Source organism: Lactobacillus gasseri ATCC 33323 = JCM 1131, from assembly GCF_000014425.1.
Classification (GTDB): Bacteria; Bacillota; Bacilli; order Lactobacillales; family Lactobacillaceae; genus Lactobacillus; species Lactobacillus gasseri.
In genome coordinates this window covers 1,844,743-1,864,203 of sequence record NC_008530.1, presented here as the reverse complement: position 1 = coordinate 1,864,203, position 19,461 = coordinate 1,844,743, and the positions used below count along the sequence as shown (strand labels likewise).

General features: G+C 35.1%; 22 protein-coding genes and 1 riboswitch. Of the genes, 5 read left to right on the top strand and 17 right to left on the bottom strand.

From position 1 onward, the window contains the following. Positions 1-11: 11 nt before the first annotated feature. Positions 12-446 (bottom strand): CopY/TcrY family copper transport repressor, encoded by a 435-nt coding sequence (locus tag LGAS_RS09220; RefSeq protein ID WP_003650565.1) that lies wholly within the window; start codon positions 444-446, stop codon positions 12-14. A gap of 158 nt (positions 447-604) precedes the next feature. On the opposite strand from LGAS_RS09220, the gene LGAS_RS09215 reads away from it, so the two are divergent. Further along, entirely contained in the window at positions 605-1,162 is a 558-nt protein-coding gene (locus LGAS_RS09215) for a hypothetical protein (RefSeq protein ID WP_003653228.1), read from the top strand. A gap of 20 nt (positions 1,163-1,182) precedes the next feature. Beyond that, positions 1,183-1,728 (top strand): hypothetical protein, encoded by a 546-nt coding sequence (locus LGAS_RS09210; protein ID WP_003650569.1) that lies wholly within the window; start codon positions 1,183-1,185, stop codon positions 1,726-1,728. 61 nt (positions 1,729-1,789) lie between these two features. Here LGAS_RS09210 and LGAS_RS09205 read toward each other — a convergent pair whose 3' ends face one another. The 4 genes from LGAS_RS09205 to LGAS_RS09190 all read right to left on the bottom strand — a co-directional run bounded on the left by LGAS_RS09205 (position 1,790) and on the right by LGAS_RS09190 (position 5,539). Beyond that, positions 1,790-2,203, bottom strand: coding sequence for a peptide deformylase (locus LGAS_RS09205; protein WP_003648160.1), 414 nt, complete (start codon positions 2,201-2,203; stop codon positions 1,790-1,792). 139 nt (positions 2,204-2,342) lie between these two features. Beyond that, positions 2,343-3,656, bottom strand: coding sequence for an NCS2 family permease (locus LGAS_RS09200; RefSeq protein ID WP_003648161.1), 1,314 nt, complete (start codon positions 3,654-3,656; stop codon positions 2,343-2,345). Between the two features lie 84 nt (positions 3,657-3,740). Continuing rightward, positions 3,741-3,838: riboswitch (purine riboswitch) on the bottom strand. An 80-nt stretch (positions 3,839-3,918) separates the two neighbouring features. After that, entirely contained in the window at positions 3,919-4,218 is a 300-nt protein-coding gene (locus tag LGAS_RS09195) for a nucleoside triphosphate pyrophosphohydrolase (protein ID WP_003648162.1), read from the bottom strand. A gap of 10 nt (positions 4,219-4,228) precedes the next feature. After that, the gene (locus tag LGAS_RS09190; protein ID WP_003650572.1) at positions 4,229-5,539 is read right to left on the bottom strand and encodes an NCS2 family permease; all 1,311 of its coding nucleotides are present in this window, start codon (positions 5,537-5,539) and stop codon (positions 4,229-4,231) included. A 304-nt stretch (positions 5,540-5,843) separates the two neighbouring features. Between LGAS_RS09190 and LGAS_RS09185 the strand changes: the two genes are divergently transcribed. Further along, positions 5,844-6,578, top strand: coding sequence for a MerR family transcriptional regulator (locus LGAS_RS09185; RefSeq protein ID WP_021314941.1), 735 nt, complete (start codon positions 5,844-5,846; stop codon positions 6,576-6,578). Between the two features lie 343 nt (positions 6,579-6,921). Here the strand turns inward: LGAS_RS09185 and LGAS_RS09180 are convergent, their stop codons facing one another. Next, on the bottom strand, positions 6,922-7,101 hold the full coding sequence (locus LGAS_RS09180) for a hypothetical protein (RefSeq protein ID WP_003648163.1): 180 nt from the start codon (positions 7,099-7,101) through the stop codon (positions 6,922-6,924). A gap of 228 nt (positions 7,102-7,329) precedes the next feature. Further along, positions 7,330-8,640: an NCS2 family permease gene (locus LGAS_RS09175; protein WP_003650577.1), complete on the bottom strand. Its 1,311-nt coding sequence runs from the start codon at positions 8,638-8,640 to the stop codon at positions 7,330-7,332. 238 nt (positions 8,641-8,878) lie between these two features. Between LGAS_RS09175 and LGAS_RS09170 the strand changes: the two genes are divergently transcribed. Then, the gene (locus tag LGAS_RS09170) at positions 8,879-10,117 is read left to right on the top strand and encodes an alpha-hydroxy-acid oxidizing protein (RefSeq protein WP_003653222.1); all 1,239 of its coding nucleotides are present in this window, start codon (positions 8,879-8,881) and stop codon (positions 10,115-10,117) included. Between the two features lie 56 nt (positions 10,118-10,173). Here LGAS_RS09170 and LGAS_RS09165 read toward each other — a convergent pair whose 3' ends face one another. The 3 genes from LGAS_RS09165 to nagB all read right to left on the bottom strand — a co-directional run bounded on the left by LGAS_RS09165 (position 10,174) and on the right by nagB (position 12,421). Then, on the bottom strand, positions 10,174-10,848 hold the full coding sequence (locus LGAS_RS09165; protein WP_003648165.1) for a deoxynucleoside kinase: 675 nt from the start codon (positions 10,846-10,848) through the stop codon (positions 10,174-10,176). Between the two features lie 21 nt (positions 10,849-10,869). After that, a complete protein-coding gene (locus tag LGAS_RS09160) occupies positions 10,870-11,520 on the bottom strand; it encodes a deoxynucleoside kinase (protein WP_003648166.1) in 651 nt (216 codons plus the stop codon). Between the two features lie 181 nt (positions 11,521-11,701). Further along, the gene (nagB, locus tag LGAS_RS09155) at positions 11,702-12,421 is read right to left on the bottom strand and encodes a glucosamine-6-phosphate deaminase (RefSeq protein WP_003648167.1); all 720 of its coding nucleotides are present in this window, start codon (positions 12,419-12,421) and stop codon (positions 11,702-11,704) included. Positions 12,422-12,550: 129 nt separating this feature from the next. Between nagB and LGAS_RS09150 the strand changes: the two genes are divergently transcribed. Next, the gene (locus LGAS_RS09150; RefSeq protein WP_011679007.1) at positions 12,551-13,390 is read left to right on the top strand and encodes an aldo/keto reductase; all 840 of its coding nucleotides are present in this window, start codon (positions 12,551-12,553) and stop codon (positions 13,388-13,390) included. Positions 13,391-13,481: 91 nt separating this feature from the next. On the opposite strand, the gene LGAS_RS09145 is transcribed toward LGAS_RS09150, so the two are convergent. The 7 genes from LGAS_RS09145 to LGAS_RS09115 form a co-directional block, all read right to left on the bottom strand. Continuing rightward, positions 13,482-13,892 (bottom strand): hypothetical protein, encoded by a 411-nt coding sequence (locus LGAS_RS09145; protein ID WP_003648168.1) that lies wholly within the window; start codon positions 13,890-13,892, stop codon positions 13,482-13,484. 134 nt (positions 13,893-14,026) lie between these two features. After that, on the bottom strand, positions 14,027-14,788 hold the full coding sequence (locus LGAS_RS09140; RefSeq protein ID WP_011679006.1) for a sulfite exporter TauE/SafE family protein: 762 nt from the start codon (positions 14,786-14,788) through the stop codon (positions 14,027-14,029). A gap of 73 nt (positions 14,789-14,861) precedes the next feature. Continuing rightward, positions 14,862-15,755 (bottom strand): N-acetylmuramic acid 6-phosphate etherase, encoded by an 894-nt coding sequence (gene murQ / locus LGAS_RS09135; RefSeq protein WP_003648170.1) that lies wholly within the window; start codon positions 15,753-15,755, stop codon positions 14,862-14,864. Between the two features lie 15 nt (positions 15,756-15,770). Further along, on the bottom strand, positions 15,771-16,502 hold the full coding sequence (locus tag LGAS_RS09130) for a serine hydrolase (protein WP_011679005.1): 732 nt from the start codon (positions 16,500-16,502) through the stop codon (positions 15,771-15,773). 4 nt (positions 16,503-16,506) lie between these two features. Continuing rightward, the gene (locus LGAS_RS09125) at positions 16,507-17,562 is read right to left on the bottom strand and encodes a dipeptide epimerase (RefSeq protein ID WP_021314939.1); all 1,056 of its coding nucleotides are present in this window, start codon (positions 17,560-17,562) and stop codon (positions 16,507-16,509) included. After that, positions 17,562-18,356, bottom strand: coding sequence for an alpha/beta hydrolase (locus tag LGAS_RS09120; protein ID WP_003648171.1), 795 nt, complete (start codon positions 18,354-18,356; stop codon positions 17,562-17,564). Before LGAS_RS09120 ends, LGAS_RS09125 begins: the two co-directional genes overlap by 1 nt. A gap of 1 nt (position 18,357) precedes the next feature. Next, positions 18,358-19,449 carry a DUF871 domain-containing protein gene (locus LGAS_RS09115; protein ID WP_011679003.1) on the bottom strand — a complete coding sequence of 364 codons (1,092 nt, stop codon included), beginning with the start codon at positions 19,447-19,449 and terminating at the stop codon, positions 18,358-18,360. Between the last annotated feature and the right edge of the window lie 12 nt (positions 19,450-19,461).

Below are 19,461 nucleotides of genomic sequence, written 5' to 3'. Positions count from 1 at the left end.
TTTAAGTCCTCCTAGCAAATAGTAGAGCCGGTTTTTAAGCAGTTGCATGGAACCATGTCCGGTGCTGTTTTTTCTTTTTGACTAATTTCTTCTTGCATCTTCATTAAATCGCCTTTAGAAATAGGTGAGTCCTCTAAAAGTTTTAAGATCACTTCGCCCTTATGCATGTCACACATTCGGTTTAATAAGGATTTAGCTTCGTTGTACATCATATCTGTCTGACTAACAGTAGCAGTGTAGGTATAACGTCGTCCTTCGTGCTTGGCAGTTAACCAGCCTTTCTGAACTAAACGTCTAATTAGTGTTTTGATAGTAGAGTCTGACCAATTCTTTTTTGCTTGAAGTTCTTTTAGGATTTGATTTGTGTGAGTTTCACCTAATGTCCAGACAATACGCATTACTTCCCATTCACTGTCTGAAATAGGAGATAAATTCTTTTCGTTCATTTTTACTTTCCTTTCGTTTACAACTGTAATCATATATCTTTATGTTTACGCTTGTCAACAATGAAAACTACACAATTTGTATAAAAATATGATTAAAATATTGTTAAAGCAAATATTTCATAGTAAAATCTAGACAACTAAAACGGGAAGGTGAGTAGATGGACGATAAAAGATGGATTGAATTAGCAAAAAGAAAAAAGCAAGATAAGTATTTTGGATTTATCAGTTTGCTGATTGTAGTTATGATGGTCTTTTTTACTGTAAAAAACATCGGCTGGCTACTCATTTTTATTGTGGTGGCGGTTATTCTTTATTTCTGGATTGATGTGGAACAAATGCTAGAAGATAGTAAGGTAATTAGTCGCACGCAAAAAATTATTTTTATTGTTCTTGGTACAATTTACGAGCTTATGAGTATTATTTTTGTCTTTGTTAATTTAGATTTTTTATTAGTGGCATTTGGAATTGTCAGTGCTGGATATTTGGGCTTTAAAACTAATGCGGTCTTACGTAAAGACTTGAAGAATAAGAATCTGAAGTTTGCCGATAGCATGATAGCAATTTTTTTGGGAATAGTAGTGGCGTCATTAGTAGTTGCATTAGCTCCAAGAGATATTCTCTGGCTATTTCTTTTGATCTTTGCGTTGGCATATAACTTATTACACTTAATTGTCAGAATTAAGGTTGAACACGATGGGACAAATCGTGAATTATAGGATCAGATGGGAATGATTGTATGCGGCCAGACTTAATTGTTAAGAACAGAAAACTAAACCGTCTTCTTGGTGTGGCCGAAGTTATTTTAAGTTGCGTTATGTTCTTTTTGGCATTTTGGAATATTGGCTGGTTGTATCGATTAGTCGGTTTATGCGCGATTATTTATTATCTTGTTGATATAGAGCAAGGATTAGAAGAAAGCCATGCTATTACTAGATCAGTACGAATTATATTGATTGTCATTGGCGTTTTGTATATGGGATTAAGCATGGTATGTGTCTTTGTGAATGTTGACGTGCTATTAAGAATATTTGGACTAACTGGTGCAGGATATTTAGGTTTTAAGTCATATCAATTAGTGAGAAGTGGAATTTTTAATAAAAAATTGAAACTAGCTGATAGTCTAATTGCAGTTATTTTAAGTGTTTTTCCAGCTATTTTGTTAATTATTTATGCATTTTGGTATTTTTGGTTGATTTTACTAGCATTTACTCTGCTATATAACTTAGTTCATTTAATTGTTAGAATTAAGATTGAACGTGGACCAACAAATCGTGAATTATAGAAGAAAAAGGTAGCATCTTCGATTTTTAGTCGAGGTGCTACCTTTTTTGAAAATACATAGTTTAAATCAAAATTCCATTACAATGATCAACTTCATGTTGAATTACTTCAGCGACGAAATCAGAAAATGCTTGCTGACGAGTTTCAAAGTTTTCATTTTGGTATTTCACTGTAATTTTCTTATATCTTTCTGTCGGACGTTCTCCTTCTAAAGAAAGACATCCCTCATAAGCTAAATACTTATCAGCTTTTTTAACAATAATTGGATTAAGCATCACAATTGGAAGTGGACCAACAAATAAAGCAATAATTCGCTTTTGTACACCGATCATATTTGCTGCAAGTCCAGCAGCTTTGCCATTATTAGCAATTAAGGTGTCTTTCAAATCTTCAGCTGCTGCTAGATCCTGCTTGGTGACTAGCGTAGATTTGAATTTTAAAGAAAGTTCATCATGAATGATAGGTTTAACTGACATTATTCCAAATACTCCTCGATTGACTAGCTTGGCGCACTAGTAAATATATCTAACATTATGGAATAAATAATGATCTAAAGCTAGTAAATTATTGCCGAGGTAATAAAAAATGAGATCGCGTACGATCTCATTTTTATTTTTATCCCATATTTGTAATAAGGAAGAAGATAACGAATATTACAAATAGAATGTACATCATTGGTGATACTTCTTTGTAGCGCTTAGAAGCAATCATCGTAATTGGGTAAGCAATCATCCCTAAGGCTAAACCATCAGAAATTGAGTAAGTTAATGGCATACCAACAACAACCAAGAATGATGGAAAGGCAATTTCGAAGTTATCCCAGTGAATATATTTAAGGTTTCCTGCCATTAGTACCCCAACGATAATTAAAGCTGGGGCAGTCACAGTAGTTGGGATTACTGCTAGAAGAGGACTGAAAATCATTGAAACTAAGAATAAAATACCAACAAAAATAGCAGTTAAACCAGTTCTACCACCCATTGCGATACCTGCACTTGATTCAACAGAAGTACCAAGTGGAGCAGTACCAAGAACAGAACCTTCAACCATAGCAAGTGAATCTGACAAGAAGGCTTTACCAATACGTGGAATTTTACCGTTTTTGTCAACCATCCCGGCTTGTTGCGTCATCCCAATTAAAGTACCAGCAGTATCAAAGAAAGTAACTAATAAGAATGTTAAAACAACCATAAATAGTTGTGGCGTGTTAATGTCCTTTAAATGAAAGACTGCTTGACCAAAAGTAGGCGCAATACTTGGAGCACCTGAAACAATACCATGTGGCATTGGAATTTGACCAATTACCATTCCAAAGATAGCAGTCACGATCATACCGATGAAGATTGAACCAGGAACTTTAGCAGCCATTAAGATGACAGTTAAAATTAAGCCAAATAAAGTAATCCAAACAGCTGGATTATTGAATGATCCTAAACCAACTAGAGAAGATTTATTATCAACGATTAATTTACCATTTTGTAAGCCAATAAAAGCAATGAATAGGCCAATACCAGCAGAGATTGCATATTTTAAGTCCTGAGGAATAGCATCAACAACTTTTTCACGTAATTTTAAAACAGTAATTAAAATAAACAAGATTGAAGCAACTAACACACTAGCTAAAGCGGTTTGCCAATTGATATGCATTCCAATAACTACGTTATATGAGAAAAAGGCTGCACTACCAAGAGTTGGTGCTAAGGCAATTGGGTAGTTAGCAATGAATCCCATTAAGAAACAACCAATTGCAGTTGCGATTGCAGTAACAGTGAAAGCAGCGCCTTTATTAATACCAGCTGCACTTAAAATATTAGGGTTAACAAAAAGGATGTATGACAATGAAACAAACGTGGTAAGAGCAGCGATTAATTCGCGTTTGACATTAGTATGTGCATCCTCTAAATGAAAGACTTTATCTAAAAATTGCATCATTTCTCCAACATAAAATAAAAATGAAAAAAGGACACAGTTTACCCAAAAAAGCCATGGGTAAAAGATGTCCTTTAAAGCAAATTTATGACGTCTGATACCTATAGTCCTGAATTTATGGCTCAGGGTAGATACTGTCGACCTTATTTCGACGATATATAGATAACTTGATTGTTAAGTATTCTAGCAGAAATTTATCGTATACGCAAATGGAGATAAATAAAAAACAAGTAGTCATGTGAACTACTTGTTTAAGGAGATATTATTTATCAGTATTCATCAAAAGGAATTTGGTAAAGCCGCCTTTTTCAGCTTTTTTTGCCTCTACTTGTTTTAGTAATTCCTCTTTACTAATATTTTTAAAATCTAAAAATGCTTCTAACACTGTATAAACATCAGCTAATTCTTCAAGGAGATTTTGATCGTCGGGTGCAGCTTTAACCTCATTAGCTTCTTCGACGATTTTATTTTTCAAGGCATCTTCTCTTTCATCAGGTTTTAGTTGACGATAAGATGCATAGGTAGCGAATTCAGGTATTTTGTCTCTAACTAGCTTTTTCATTATCCTAACCCTATTTCACATTTAGAACTACGAAGTAAATGACGAAGACAAAGAATAAAATCCACATCATTGGCGTGATTTCTTTGAATCTCTTAGCAGCAAGCATTGATACTGGGTAAATAATTAAGCCCCAGCCAAGACCATCTGAAATTGAGTAGGTAAGAGGCATGCCAAGTGCGATTAAGAAACATGGAATTGCAATTTCAAGGTCAGTCCAGTGAACGTGTGCTAAGTTTTCAGCCATTAATACCCCAACAATAATTAAAGCAGGAGCAGTTACTTGAGTAGTAAAGACACTTAAGATTGGGCTGAAGATAGTTGAAATTAAGAAGAAAATACCAACCCAGACAGCAGTTAGACCAGTTCTACCACCAACTGCGATACCAGCACTTGATTCAACAAAGGCACCAACAGGTGAAGTACCAAGAACAGAACCAACTAACATACCAGATGAGTCAGCTGCTAGAGCTTCACCGGCGCGTGGCATTTTGTTGTCTTTCATGAGGCCTGCTTGTTGAACAAGTCCGATTAAAGTACCAGTAGTATCAAAGAAAGTAACCAGTAAGAAAGTGAAGACAACGATCCACATTTGGACAGTATTAATATCACTAATATGGAAAACAGCTTGACCAAAAATTGGTGAAAGACTTGGAACTCCTGAAATAAAGGCCTTAGGCATTGGAATTTGACCGATGGCGATGCCAAAGACAGCAGCCACGATCATTCCGATAAAGATGGCACCAGGGACTCTGGCGATCATTAAGAAAATAGTAACAACTAAACCAAAAATTGTGATCCAAACAAGTGGATTGTTCAAAGCACCAACAGTAACTAAAGTGGAATCACTCTTGCTAATTAATTTACCACCTTGAAGACCAATAAAGGCAATAAATAAACCAATACCAGCTGAGATTGCGTATTTAATATCACTAGGAATAGCATCGATAATCATCTCACGTACTTTAAATACAGTTAGTAAGATGAAAAGAATCGAAGCAACAAAAACAGCAGCTAAAGCAGTTTGCCATTTAACGTGCATTCCTAAGCAGACGGTGTAAGTAAAGAATGCGTTAAGTCCTAAGGTTGGTGCAGAAGCAATAGGGTAATTGGCAACTAGTCCCATTACAATACACGTGAAAGCAGCAGATAAGGCTGTTGCAGTAAACAACGCTCCCTTGTTCATGCCACTTGCTCCTAAAACAGCTGGGTTAACAAACAGAATGTAAGACATACTCACAAACGTAGTTAGTCCAGCTAAAAACTCTGTTTTAAATGAAGTGTGGTTTTCATTTAAATGGAAAAATTTACCAATTGAATTCATGTAACCCTCCAGATGTGGTAATGTTCGTATTTTGAAAGAAAATAAAATTTTAAACAACTAAATTAACTCTTTAGCCATTCAAAAACGAATCTTCAACTAAAATTATATCTAAAATATTAACTATTTCAAGGATGATAGTCAAAATTATTCGATTAAATTACAAAAAAAGATACTAATGAATTAAGAAATGATATATTTTTTGTAGAATCCGAACATTATTACCTGGGAAATATAATATTTTATAATTTAAATATTGACTTTGACCTTGCGTTAATTGATATCTTGAAGCTAGGAGGTGAAAGTAATGCAAGAAAAATATTCAATTGGTGAAGTAGCTGCGATGCTGGAAGTAAGTACGCGTACTCTAAGATTCTATGATGAAAAAGGACTTGTTAAGCCAGCTTATATTGAAGAAAATGGCTATCGTTTTTATGAAAAAGAACAGATAAGGCAGATAGAATTAATTATTTATCTAAAAGAACTTGGCTTTTCATTAAAGCAGATAAAGTTGCTCATTCAAGATGAGCGTGGTGGGCAATCGCTTGATTTGCTTTTAGAGCAGCAGTATCGAGAAAATAAACAAAAAATTAATGAATTAAACAAGCGTCAAAAACAAATAGAGAATCTACAAAAAATTAATTTTTTACCTGCTACTTTAACCAATATTTCTGACATTACAAATATTATGAGAAAAGAAAAGAATTTGACAGCTTTGAGAAGCAGACTCTTGGTATGGGGTGGACTCCTAACGCTATTTGAGATAGCAGGAATTGGGACTGCAGTTTATTTATATCAGATGAAGATGACGACAATATTAGTAATTGAAGTCGTAGCTTTAATTGCAATAGTTTTTGCAACAGCTTGGGGATTATCAAGGTATTACTATGAACAAGTTGAATATGTTTGCCCAAATTGCGGAGATGTCTTTATTCCGTCATTTTTAACTTTTAATTTTTCTCCGCACACACCTAAGTTTAGAAAATTAACTTGTCCAAAATGTGGAAAGAAATTATATTGCTTAGAAATTTGTAGAGATTAAAGAAATATCAAAATGACATTCATTACTATATAATTAGATATGAAAAAAGGCGATGCGGGGATCTCCTTATACAGCCCGCTTTAAGAGCGGTGGTTAAGATTATTTTTTACGGTGAACGCTACTCAATAACTCTTCCAAAGTTATAATATTGAGCGGCGTTTTTATTTTTTGTGGTGGTCGATGTAGGTTGACAAAGCTAACAAAAAAGTACCAAGCAAAAAGATTAATCAATTTAGTAAAGATTGCATTCAAAGTTTGAATAGTGAAACTTTTGTTGGCAGATTATAACTGGTAATTAAAAAGCTCGTGCGAATGTACGGGCCTTTTTTATGATATGAAATTATTATTCTTTGTTGATTTTTATAAAAACTAAAGTCATTGCTACGATACTGATGACGGCAACCAAAAGGTAAGTTGGATCTAATGGATTATGCTGAAGAGTGTTCCAAACGATGTAAGTAATGCTGAATATTATGCTAAGTATATAGACTATCTTAAAAATAGTTTTACCCGTAATGATCATTTTTATTCCTCCTGTTCTGTATTTGCAAAAATTAAACAGTTGAGTGGGGAAAATAAGGATTACTTTTATACTTATATTATACTATGAACGACTTAATTATAGATGCTGTAAAGTATACTTTATAAAAATCGCGCTTTTTGTTAAGTATACTTTACAGATAATAAAAGCAACAAAAATACCGATTATCAAGATGGATGATAATCGGTATTTTCGTTAGTAAATTTTATCCTACTTAAAATTCAAAACCCACAAGAAGATGATGAATACTACAAACAGTACCCACATCATTGGACTGACTTCTTTACCACGTTTTGCAGAAACCATACAAATTGGGTAAGTAATCATTCCTAATGCCAAACCATCAGAAATTGAGTAGGTAAGTGGCATACCAAGTAAAATCAAGAAGGCAGGAACGGCAATTTCTAGCTTATTCCAATGAATGTGAGCAGTATTTTGTGCCATTAAAACCCCAACAATGATTAAAGCAGGAGCAGTTACTTGAGTAGTGAAGACGCCAAGTAGTGGGCTAAAGATCATTGAGATTAAGAAGAAGATGGCAACAAAGACAGCAGTTAAACCTGAGCGACCGCCAACTGCAATACCAGCACTTGATTCAACGAAAGCTCCAACAGGTGAAGTACCAAAGATAGAACCAAACATCATAGCAGTTGAATCAGCGGCTAATGCTTTACCAACACGTGGCATTTTGTTGTTCTTCATAAAGCCAGCTTGTTGAGCAAGACCAATTAAGGTACCAGCAGTATCAAAGAATGTAACAAGTAAGAAAGTTAAAACAACAACCCACATTTGGAGAGAATTAATGTCTTTAACGTGGAAAACGGCTTGACCAAAGGTAGGTGCAAGACTTGGTGCTAAAGAAATGAACTTATGTGGTACAGCAATTTGACCAGTACAAATGCCAAAGATTGATGCAGCAATCATTCCGATGAAAATTGCACCTGGAACGCCTAAGATCATTAAAATTACAGTAACGATTAAACCAAAAATTGTAATCCAAACGAGTGGATTATGAAGTGATCCTAAACCAACTAAAGTTGATTTATTAGCCACAATTAGGCCACCATTTTGTAGACCTAGGAAGGCAATAAAAAGACCAATACCTGATGAAATGGCAAATTTAAGGTCTGAAGGAATAGAATCAATGATCTTTTCTCTTAGCTTAAACAAGGTAATTAAAATAAAGATAATTGATGCAACGAAAACACTGGCTAAAGCAGTTTCCCAAGATACCTTCATCCCAATACATACAGTGTAGGCAAAGAAAGCGTTGATACCTAAGGCAGGTGCTTCACCAATTGGATAGTTAGCTACAATACCCATAATTGCTGTACCAAGAGCAGCGGCTAAAGCAGTTGCGGTAAATACAGCGCCAGTATTCATCCCACTAGCGCCAAGAACACTTGGGTTAACGAAAAGAATATAAGACATACTAATAAAGGTTGTTAGACCTGCAATAAATTCAGTTCTAACATTAGTTCCCAACTTTTCTAAATGAAAGTAGTTTTTGATAAAATTCATTTTGTCCTCCAGACATAATGTTCGTTTTTAGCTTTAAATAAGCAACTTTTACAGTGTAGCATTCTGATAAATAAATGTAAACACGAATTTTAATTAAAGAAAGCGCTATGAAAGACATAAATAGTAAGTATGTCGGACTTAGTGAATTATTTCATAATAGCTTTTATTTAATAAATTGATGAAATCGTCCTAAAATTAAGGTGTATAGAAACCTACTTAATGATTGGAGGAAATATCAATGACAACTTACTATAAGGGCTTTCCACAAAGTACTAGAGAAGAAAAGCTACACATGGTTAACTTGGATGAACTAGAAAACGAAGCAAAGTACGTAATACCAGAAGCAGCCTATTACTACATAGCTAGTGGTGCTGAAAATGAATGGACTTGGCGGAATAATACCCAAGCATTTAACCATTTTCAAATTGTGCCTCGTGCTTTAACTGGGATGCAGGATCCGAAACTAAATACTGAATTTTTAGGGATGGAGTTAAAGACACCGGTCATGATTTGTCCAATTGCCTGTCATGGTATTGCAAATGCAGAAGCAGAAGTTGATACAGCTAAGGGTGCAAAGGCTGCTGGCGCTTTATTTGGGATGAGTACTTATGCGAATAAGAGTGTTCAAGATGTGCAAAGCGCAGTCGGTGACTCGCCTCGCTTTATGCAATTATATTTAAGCAAGAACTGGGACTTCAATAAGATGGTGATTGAAGAATCAGTTAAAGCCGGTTTTACTGGTTTCTTCTTAACTGTAGATGCACTAGTTAGTGGCTACCGTGAAGCCAATTTACGGACTAACTTTACTTATCCTGTTCCACTTGCTTTCTTTAATGAATGGACTGGTGGAAAAGGAGAGGGACAAAGCGTTGCTCAAATGTACGCTTCATCTGCTCAAAATATTGGGCCAGATGATATTCGCAAGATTAAGGAAATTGCAGATGTACCTGTAATTGTTAAAGGTGTTGAATGCGCTGAAGATGCTATGCTTGCAATTGGTGCAGGTGCAGACGGAATCGTAGTTTCTAACCACGGAGGACGTGAAGTTGATGGCGCTCCTGCTACAATTGACGTTTTGCCTGAAATTGCAAAGGCTGTGAAGAGTTGTGATCACCCTGTTCCGATTATCCTTGATGGTGGCGTTCGTCGCGGATCACATGTCTTTAAGGCATTAGCATTAGGCGCTGACTTAGTCGGTATCGGTCGTCCCTTCTTATACGGCTTAGCACTTGGCGGTGCTCAAGGCGTTCAGTCAGTTATTGATCAATTGAATAAGGAATTGTTAATTGATATGCAATTAACTGGTTGTAAGACAATTGAAGATATTAAACATGCAAAAATTGATCATCTTGATTACACTGCTGATTGGGGAATTTCTTCAACGAGTAAGAGTGTGATGAAGCCATATCCTGTTACTAAAGAAAATCAACTAACAGGTGAAGCGGCAGATGCAGTAAGCGGCGCTTCAAGACATTAGTTTAATGGTGTGAATATATGAAAAACTGCGGTCCAGTATGGATCGCAGTTTTTGCTTTATTTAACTAAATTTGGTTTCCAATCTTCGTCAAGCTTGCCCATTTCTTTGAGCTTAGCAACAATTTGGTTCAAGACTTCTTGACGATCTTCTTCACTTGCCATGAAGTCGAATTTATCACCATCAATAGTCATCTTTGGTGAATAATCATACTTTTCATACCAAGGCTTATAATAGCGAAGCAAACGCTTGTAGTAGTCTTCTAGAGTTGGGTCATAACTTAATTGCTCATAGTTACGACCACGCTTTTGAATACGTTTAAGCATTGTATCGTATGATACATCAATATGAACAAGAAGATCTGGATTCTTCTTAGGCATCCGATCTAACTCACTCATCATATTGTGTAGAAGTTCGTAATAAGTATCTACTTCTTCTTTAGTAGCACGGCCAATATCGGCGTTCATTTGAAAGAAAAGTGCATCTTCGTAGATAGAACGATCGAGTACGTTATTATCATCAGTTAATGCTGACTTGATACTTTGGAAGCGAGTATTCAAGAAATAAACTTGCAATAAAAATGCGTACTTCTTAGGATTTTCATAGAATAATGGCAAAACAGGATTATCATCTACGCTTTCGTAAAAGGGATTAGTACCCAAATACTTAGATAGAATACCTGTTAGACTGGATTTTCCGGCTCCAATGGGCCCACTTAATACAATAACTGTCATCACGTTCCTTCTATTCGTTAGCTAGTTTAGATTACCTAGATCAGTAAGCTTTTGATCAATTGTGCTGATAACTTCTTTTCGTGCCTCTTCATCTGCAACAAAGTCATATTTATCGCCGTCAATCATCATCTTAGGGGATGCATTATATTTTTCATACCAAGGCTCGTAATAAGATAAAAGTCGAGCATAGTAGTCTTTTAAGCCTGGATCAGTTGATAATTGTTCAAATGTACGACCGCGCTTTTGAATGCGGTGAAGCATGGTATCAAGAGATACATGAATATAAATTAACAAATCAGGTTTCTTACTTGGGTTGCCTGGAGCTTGTTCCATCATATTCTCAAGTAAACTATCGTAGATCTTGAATTCAGTCGGATCTGCGATTCCACTGTCAACATTCATTTTGAAAAATAAGGCATCTTCATAAATTGAACGATCAGACACACTGTTATGATCGCGAATAGCTTGGTTAATTTGAGCCAAACGGTGGTTTAGAAGATAAGTATTTAAAAGAAAGGTGTAATGTGCCATGTCTTTATAATAAAGTGGCAAAATTGGATTATTATCTACACCTTCATAAAATGCTTGGGTGCCTAGATGCTCTGCAAGAAGACTGGTTAAACTGGATTTTCCGGCTCCAATAGGCCCGCTCAATACAATAACTGTCATCACGTTCTTTCTACAAGATATAGTTTGCTTTAATAGTGTAATTCAATATCTGGTATGAAAACAAGTAGTTTTTTAATTTGCTATAAAAGAAAAAAGTCAAGAGAACACATCAAAAAAGTGCAAAAAGAAAAGACGAACTAATCTAAAAGATTAATTCGTCAAAGTAAATAGTCTTAAATGAGGATTATTTTCTGTATTTTGGATCAAGTTTTGCTGCAGCTACTTCGTCACAAATAACTGTTACATCTGGGTGATCTTGCAAAATAGATGCAGGAACTTCTTCAGTAACTGGACCTTCAACTAATGCTTTAACTGCATCTTGCTTTGATTCGCCAAAGGCTAGTAAAACAATCTTCTTACTTTGCATAATTGACTTAATTCCCATACAAATAGCTTGGCGAGGAACTTCGTCTTCATTGTCAAAGAAGCGTGAATTTGCCTTAATAGTACTTTCAGTTAATTGAACCTTGTGAGTTAAGCTGCCAAATGGAGTACCTGGTTCGTTAAAGGCAATGTGTCCGTTTCTACCAATACCTAAAATTTGGATGTCAATTGGGTTAGCAGCAATAATGTCGTTATAACGGTCAACTTCTTCGTCAATATCTTTTGCCATTCCATTTGGAATATATGAATGCTTGAAAGGCTTCTTATCGAATAAGTGTTTTTGCATGAAGTAGTGATAGCTTTGATCATTATCTGGTTTTAAGCCGTAGTATTCATCTAAGTTAATACTTGTCATGTCAGAGAAGTCTAAGTCGCTGTCGCACATATCGTCATACATTGGAATTGGGGAAGAACCAGTTGCAAGGCCTAAAACTTTGTCGCCGTTTTCCATTCCCTTTTTAATAATTTCAAATGCCTTAGTGCCGCCTTCAATATTATCTTTAGTTACGATGATTTTCATAATTATGTGTACCTCCTCATTCATTGGTCTAGTCCATTATAAAATATAAAATTGGTCTAGTCAACTTAAACCGCTAACATTTTTAAATTTGTTTTTTTCTGCGGTAAAATTTAGATGAGGTGAGAAGAGATGGAGAAGAGTTTTCAAGAAAATAACTTGTCAGGTTTAGGCATGGGAACTTGGGGAATTGGCGAAGACGCTTCTAAGAAAAAAGACGAATTAGCGGCGCTTCGCTATGGTTTAGATAATGGAATTAAGGTAATTGACACTGCAGAAATGTATGGTGAAGGAAAAAGTGAAAAATTAATTGGTGAAGCAATCAAAGGCTATGATCGCAGTCAAATTTTTTTGATCTCAAAATTTTATCCATATCATGCTTCTCCAGAATTAGAGCGTCAGAGCTTAGAAAAGAGTTTAAAACGACTAGGAACTGATTATTTAGACTTGTATCTGCTTCATTGGCGTGGCGATAAGCGTTTATCTGAGACAGTACGTGGATTAAAAGAATTACAAAAGGAAGGCTTAATTCGCCATTGGGGTGTATCTAACTTTGATGTAGCTGACTTAGAAGAACTGTTTAGTGTTCCAGGTGGCAAGGATTGTTTTGCTAATGAAGACCTGTATAATCTTTCTGAACGCGGGGTAGAGTACGATGTTTTACCTTGGCAAGAAAAGCATAGCGTCAGTTTTATTGGGTATTCTCCATTTAACTCAGGTAAAGGCGATTCGATTAGGATTACTAATAATCTTAAAATAGTAGCTCGTGCGCACAATGTAACTCCGCACCAAATTATGTTAGCTTGGACTTTAAGACATGGTAATGTTTTATCGATTCCTAAAGCGGGAACGGTTAAGCATATGAAGGAGAATATTGCTGCTCAAGATATCAAATTAACATCAGACGAAATAAAATTAATAGATAATGACTTCCCACAGCCGACTGAAAAGACGCCGCTTGCGATGATATAGATTAGAAAAAATAAAAAGATTGATTAACCAACGTTTTAGTAACGCAGATTAATCAATCTTTTGTTGTTTTAAGAATTATTTTTTGACAATTTTATTTATATATTTTGATCAATTTTTCGAGATCTTTATCAGAAATCAGCTTCAATTTTTTCACAAATTCCGTAGCTTGTTCCAAAGTTCTGCCATTATTCAATTGATTTTCGAGAATAATTTTAGCAGAATCCACTTTTCCTTGTTCAACGCCATGTCTCATTCCTTGTTCATATCCAGCTTTTCCTGCAGCTTGTTCACGTTCTAGCATTCTCGTTTCGTAAAGTATGATCTTTTCCCTCGTTTCTGGATCTTCGTTAATTTCTTTAATTCTTCTTTGCGCGTAATCAAAATGTTTATTTAAATTCACAGGTTCATTGTTCATTAATTTAGCCAAGGCTTTTAAATCTTCGCTCTGACCTTCAGCTGAAACTTGTGAATTAATGATAATCTTTGTCACGCCATCCTGCAATTGTTTTGACCTATCTTGATCAGAATATGTATGATAAGATTCATAAAATTTATCATCTTTTAAATATTTGAGGAAGTCATCCCATATGTTTATTACGCAAAGCCAATTTATTTTTCCTAGATAAAAATCTTTTTTTATTTATATGCAGTATAAGCAAAGTAAGCAGCTTGAATGAGAGCTAAAACAGCAATTACCAAACGAATGATCTTAACCGGAATGTGGCGCATGATACGTGGCCCAAAGTAACTACCAATCAACGCTCCAATTGCCAAGGGAATAGCAGCGTTCCAATAAATTTTTTCAGTAAACATGTAAATGATCAGCGCAACCAAGTTTGATAGTGCGCCAATAATGTTTTTCATAGCATTAACAGTCAGAAAATCGTCGTCACTGATTGCATTCAAGATAACTAACATTAAAACGCCACTAGCAGCACCGAAGTAACCAGCGTAAGCTCCAGCAATCAATAAGCATAAAAGTGATAGAGCTTGAACTAAGCGATTAGGATGATCACTTTCATTTCCAAGATGAATTTCTCCACTGAATAAAATCATTAAACCAGAAAAAGCGATACAGAAGGGAACAATCTTCTCAAATATTTTTCCGGGAAATTGAATTAAAAGCATACAGCCTAAAGCTGATCCAATAATTGTAAAAATTGAATAGAAACTAACTTGTTTCCAGTGACCCTTTAGTTCTTTAAGTGAAGATGCAGTTGATCCAACACCAGTCCAGATTAAGGCTGCATCATTAGTAGTATTTGCATAAACTGGGGGAATACCAACTGAAAGGAGGACTGGATAAGTGGCAAGGGACGCCATACTTGCAATTGTTGAGAGAAGGCCACCTAAAATTCCACCAAAAATCAGATAAATGAATAAGAAAAAAGGACTCATAATTTCACCTCACATTGTAAATTGATATATTGCAATGGTAGGTATTATAAGCCCCTTCTGTTTAGCTAGCAAGCTACTTATTTAAAACTTCTGCGACATTTCCGTTTTCTGCTTTTAATAAGTTTTTAGCCTGATTAAGATCAGAATTAGTTTTCAGCATCACAATTGCTAAACCAACATCATTATTCGCCTTCTCAAGAGTATTTCTAGCTTCTGGGGTAGATACACCAGTAGTAGTTTGAATAATGCGACAGGCACGATCAATTAGCTTAGAATTAGTAGGTTTAACATCAATCATGACATTTTCAAAGACTTTTCCTTGCTTAATCATGACACCGGTAGAAATCATATTCAAAATCATCTTTTGAGCAGTTCCGGCTTTCATCCTAGTTGAACCGGTAATCGCTTCAGGTCCAACAACAGCTTCAATAGCTATATCGGCGTGATGGCCTATCTTAGAGTCTTTAACACAGGCAATGGAAATAGTTAGAGCACCTATGGCTTTAGCATAGTCAAGACCGCCAATTACATATGGAGTGCGGCCACTGGCAGCAAGCCCTAAGACGATATCGTTTTTATTTAGTTTAAGATCTTTTAAATCTCTTTTTGCTAGATCTTGTGAATCTTCAGCACCTTCGACAGCAACATACATCGCACCTTTACCGCCAGCAATTAATCCGATTGCGCGTTCTGGTTTGATACCGTAGGTAGGAACTAATTCGGCAGCATCTAAAACGCCAAGACGGCCGCTTGTTCCAGCACCGATATAGATTAAACGTCCACCTTTGCTATAGCGCTTAGCTGCCTCATCTATTGCCTGGGCAATTTTGTCGTCTTGAGTTCCGACTGCTACAGCGACTTTTTGATCTTCTTTATTAATAGTTTTGACCATGTCGATAGTTGACATGGAATCAATGTGCATAGTCGCGGGGTTCCGTTGCTCCGTAGTTAAGTTTTTAATTTCCATTGTAAATACTTCTTTCTAGTGTGTAAGTATTTTTCCGATCTTTTGCATCATATTTAAAATATTTTCATAATCTTTTTGACTTTGATAATTGGTTAATACGCAGCAATCAATCACATCAGCGTTTGCTTTAAAGCGTGCTATATCATGCTGCTCATGTAATAACTCGCCAGTTTTATTGAAGACTTCATACTTAGGATTGCTGTAAGCTACTAGTTTATTTCTTACTTCTTGGTGCTTTAAGGCATTGAGAACTACATGACTAACTTTGTTATTGGCTGCAAGCAGCTTTTCAAAAACGTCCATCATAGAATTTGCTGTACAAGTATTTTCTTTAGTGCTTTTTTTCATTAAAAATCTACCTAAAGAAATGTTTGGAAAATTTTGCTGTAAATAATCATTAATAGTATTTATGTTGTAATAATTCAATAAAGCATTAGTAGCTGTATTATCAGAAACAGATAACATCAGGTCTAATAAATCACTAATCTGCCATGATTTAATGCTTAGCCTATTGATAATGCCAGCTCCTCCAACAATATCATCACTAGATAGGTTAAGAGTATTGTCAATTGTATCAGGCTTTTCTTCTTCAATATAAAGAGCAATCCCTAATTTTATTAATGAAGCTGATTTAAAAACCATATTAGCGTTTGAAGTTTCAAAAATCGTTTGATTATTTTTACGAATAGTAATTGCTGTTTTCCAAGGATTATTTTCTATTTGTTTTTGAATCTTGGCCAGTTGCATTGTCTTAGTCCTTTAGAATAATTTCATTATTTTTAATTTTTAAATACTTACCAAGATCGGGATCTTGTGTAGCCATAAAAATTGAATCGAGATCAATAAATTTAACATTTTTATTTGCAACAGCAAATGCAGCAGCTGCGGCAATACTTTCAACCGGCTCAATCATGCAACCAACCATAGTTTTAATACCACAAGCCTGTGCTAAATCGTTAATTTTGATTGCCTCTGATAAGCCACCAGTTTTCATTAACTTAATGTTGATGTAGTCACAAGCGTGATGTTTGATTAAGTTAATGGCATCTTGATATGAAGCGACACTTTCGTCAGCCATAATTGGGTAAGGTGAATTTTCGCTTAATAAAGTTAAATCTGAGATTGCGTCTTTTAGAACAGGTTGCTCAATAAAATCAATATTTAAATTATCCTGTGCCCAGATTCGACTAGCTTTTAAAGTGTCTTTGTAATTCCAGGCTTGATTGCAATCAATACGTAAGGAAATATCAGGACCAACCGCTTTACTAATTTTTTGAATGGTTTTAATATCATGACTCACAGAATTGTTGCCTAATTTAATTTTGATAGCAGTAAAGCCGTCTTTAACTAAGGATTTAGCTTCAGAAACCATATGGTCATCTGAACCGATACTAATTGTATAGTCGGTTGTTAATTTACCTTTTTCACTGCCAAGCAGGTTGACTAGAGATTCATTGTTTTCTTTAGCCTTTAATTGATATAAGGCAATATCCATTGCTGCTTTTGCGGCAGTATTATGAACGATGCAGGTTTGAAGTGTGGTTAAAAGTTTGTTCCAATTTTTGAAGTCTTGGTTTATTAATGCAGGTTTAATGACTTGATTAACAATATCTAACGAGCTTTGTAAGGTGTCGCCGGTGACTTTTTCATTAGGAGTTGCAGTTCCGGTACCTGTTTGACCGTCGCTTAATTCAACAACAATTTTCAGTCCTTCAATTTCTGTGACTTTGTGTAAGGCAGTAATAAACGGTCTCTTTAATGGGACTTTTTTAATGGAACATGTAATATTTTTAATTTTTAAATTCATTAATTTATCACTCCTTTCTTCTGCTCTAATTGATCGATCATCCATATATAAGCTGGAACTATTGCTTTTTGCCAATAGCTCCATTCGTGGGCGCCAAACGAATCAGTTATTAGTTGAACACGATTCTGGTTGCTTGAAACTTTTTGAGCAAAACATATTACATCTTCGATAGGAACAACGTTATCTGTTTTGCTACTCTCAATATAAAAATTAATTTTATTTGAAATAGGTGATAAATAAGTAGTCGGATAGATTTTATTGTAGAAATTTTCTGACCAACTATGTTGTTCATCTTGAAATGTATGAATAGAATTATGAATAAAATGAGGAATATGTTTAATATTCCAAACAGCAGGTGAAATTAAGAACGCTGCCGAAAATATTTGAGGATATTTTAAAGCAAGTCTTGATGCACCATATCCACCCATTGAAATGCCACCAATACCAATTTTGGTAGCGATAGGATACTGCTGAATTAGATAGGGTAATAAGTCCTGAATAATTGCTGTTTCCATTTTGAAACCATATGGAGAGTTGATGTAGAAGCTATTAAACCCGTCTACAAAAGCTACGATAATTTTCTTTTTGGTATTGCGCATTAGGTTATCTAGGATATTTTTTGAGTCAATACGATTAGTATCTAAAAAATTAGTATGATTTCCATATAATCCATGGAGCATTAAAAGCAATGGATACTTTTGCTGGACATTAACTTGATCTGGAAGATAGATATCATAGTTCCAATCTAATTTTAAATGCGGAGAGTAAAGTGTGGATGTTATTATGGTACTCATTTTATTTTGATGACAGCTTAAACTTAGTCCACGGTTTGATAAAGTCTAATAAGAATAATTCATCTTTTGAAATTTCTCCGACTTTATTTTTTCTTGATTCCATGTGTGGCTTTAATACAATTTGTAGTTCATTTTTATATATTCCAAAGCTATCATTTCCAATTAAAACATCCCCGCGTTTAAATTCTTGTTCATTATCGTGAGCTGGGTTAGGGATGTCTTTATAAGTTACACGTGGCATTGTTGACCGAATAACGATACTATTCATGTCGCCTCTACGGAAATGTTGTGGTTTTTCAACAATTGTCTTTTCAATGTCGTTTATCTTTGGAACATAGTTTACATGTAAAACTAATTGATATGGATTAACTTCAGACAATGCTTTTAGTTCTTCCCCAGATGCATAAGCGTTACCTATGATAACATCGTCAATTAATCCAGTTGCCCACAGCTGCTTTGCTTGAACTTGAATTGGAAGGTAACGATCTTCTTCAAGTGTTGGTAAGCCATCTGTGACATTCCATGGTCCCATTTTTCCAACTTGGCTCGTAACAAATGCAGCTGTGTGAATGTTAAATTTTTTGAAGCGTTTTGAACATTCTACAAAGAAATCATAAGGAAGAGCGGTGCCTTTTTGTGGATAAAAATTGTGGCAACCATAGATATATGGCGTGTTTGCTTGGTAAGAAATAATGTTATTTAAGTAGTCCACATTATTACTCATATTTAATTCAATAATTAAATTATAAGGATTGTAAGACATTAGAGCTTCAGTTGCTCCATCAAATGCTTGGTCTAATCGTAATCCAGTTGCCCCAATATCATGGAAAAAGGATAGATCATGATAATCAATTTTTAAATCTTTAAAAATACGTGGTGAAACATCCAGAAACGTTTGATATCCCAATCTGTTTCCCATTGAGATTATCTTTTTGTATTTTTCTTTAGTTTCTTCTACGCTTCCTTGTACTTCGAGCATACTCATAAAAATACGCTTAAAGCCATATTTATGTCCAAGCTCAAGGTATTGAACATTGTCATCGTAATTACTATGGTCTGGATAGATTGACAGGCCTAAATTTCTCATTGTCATACTTAACTACTT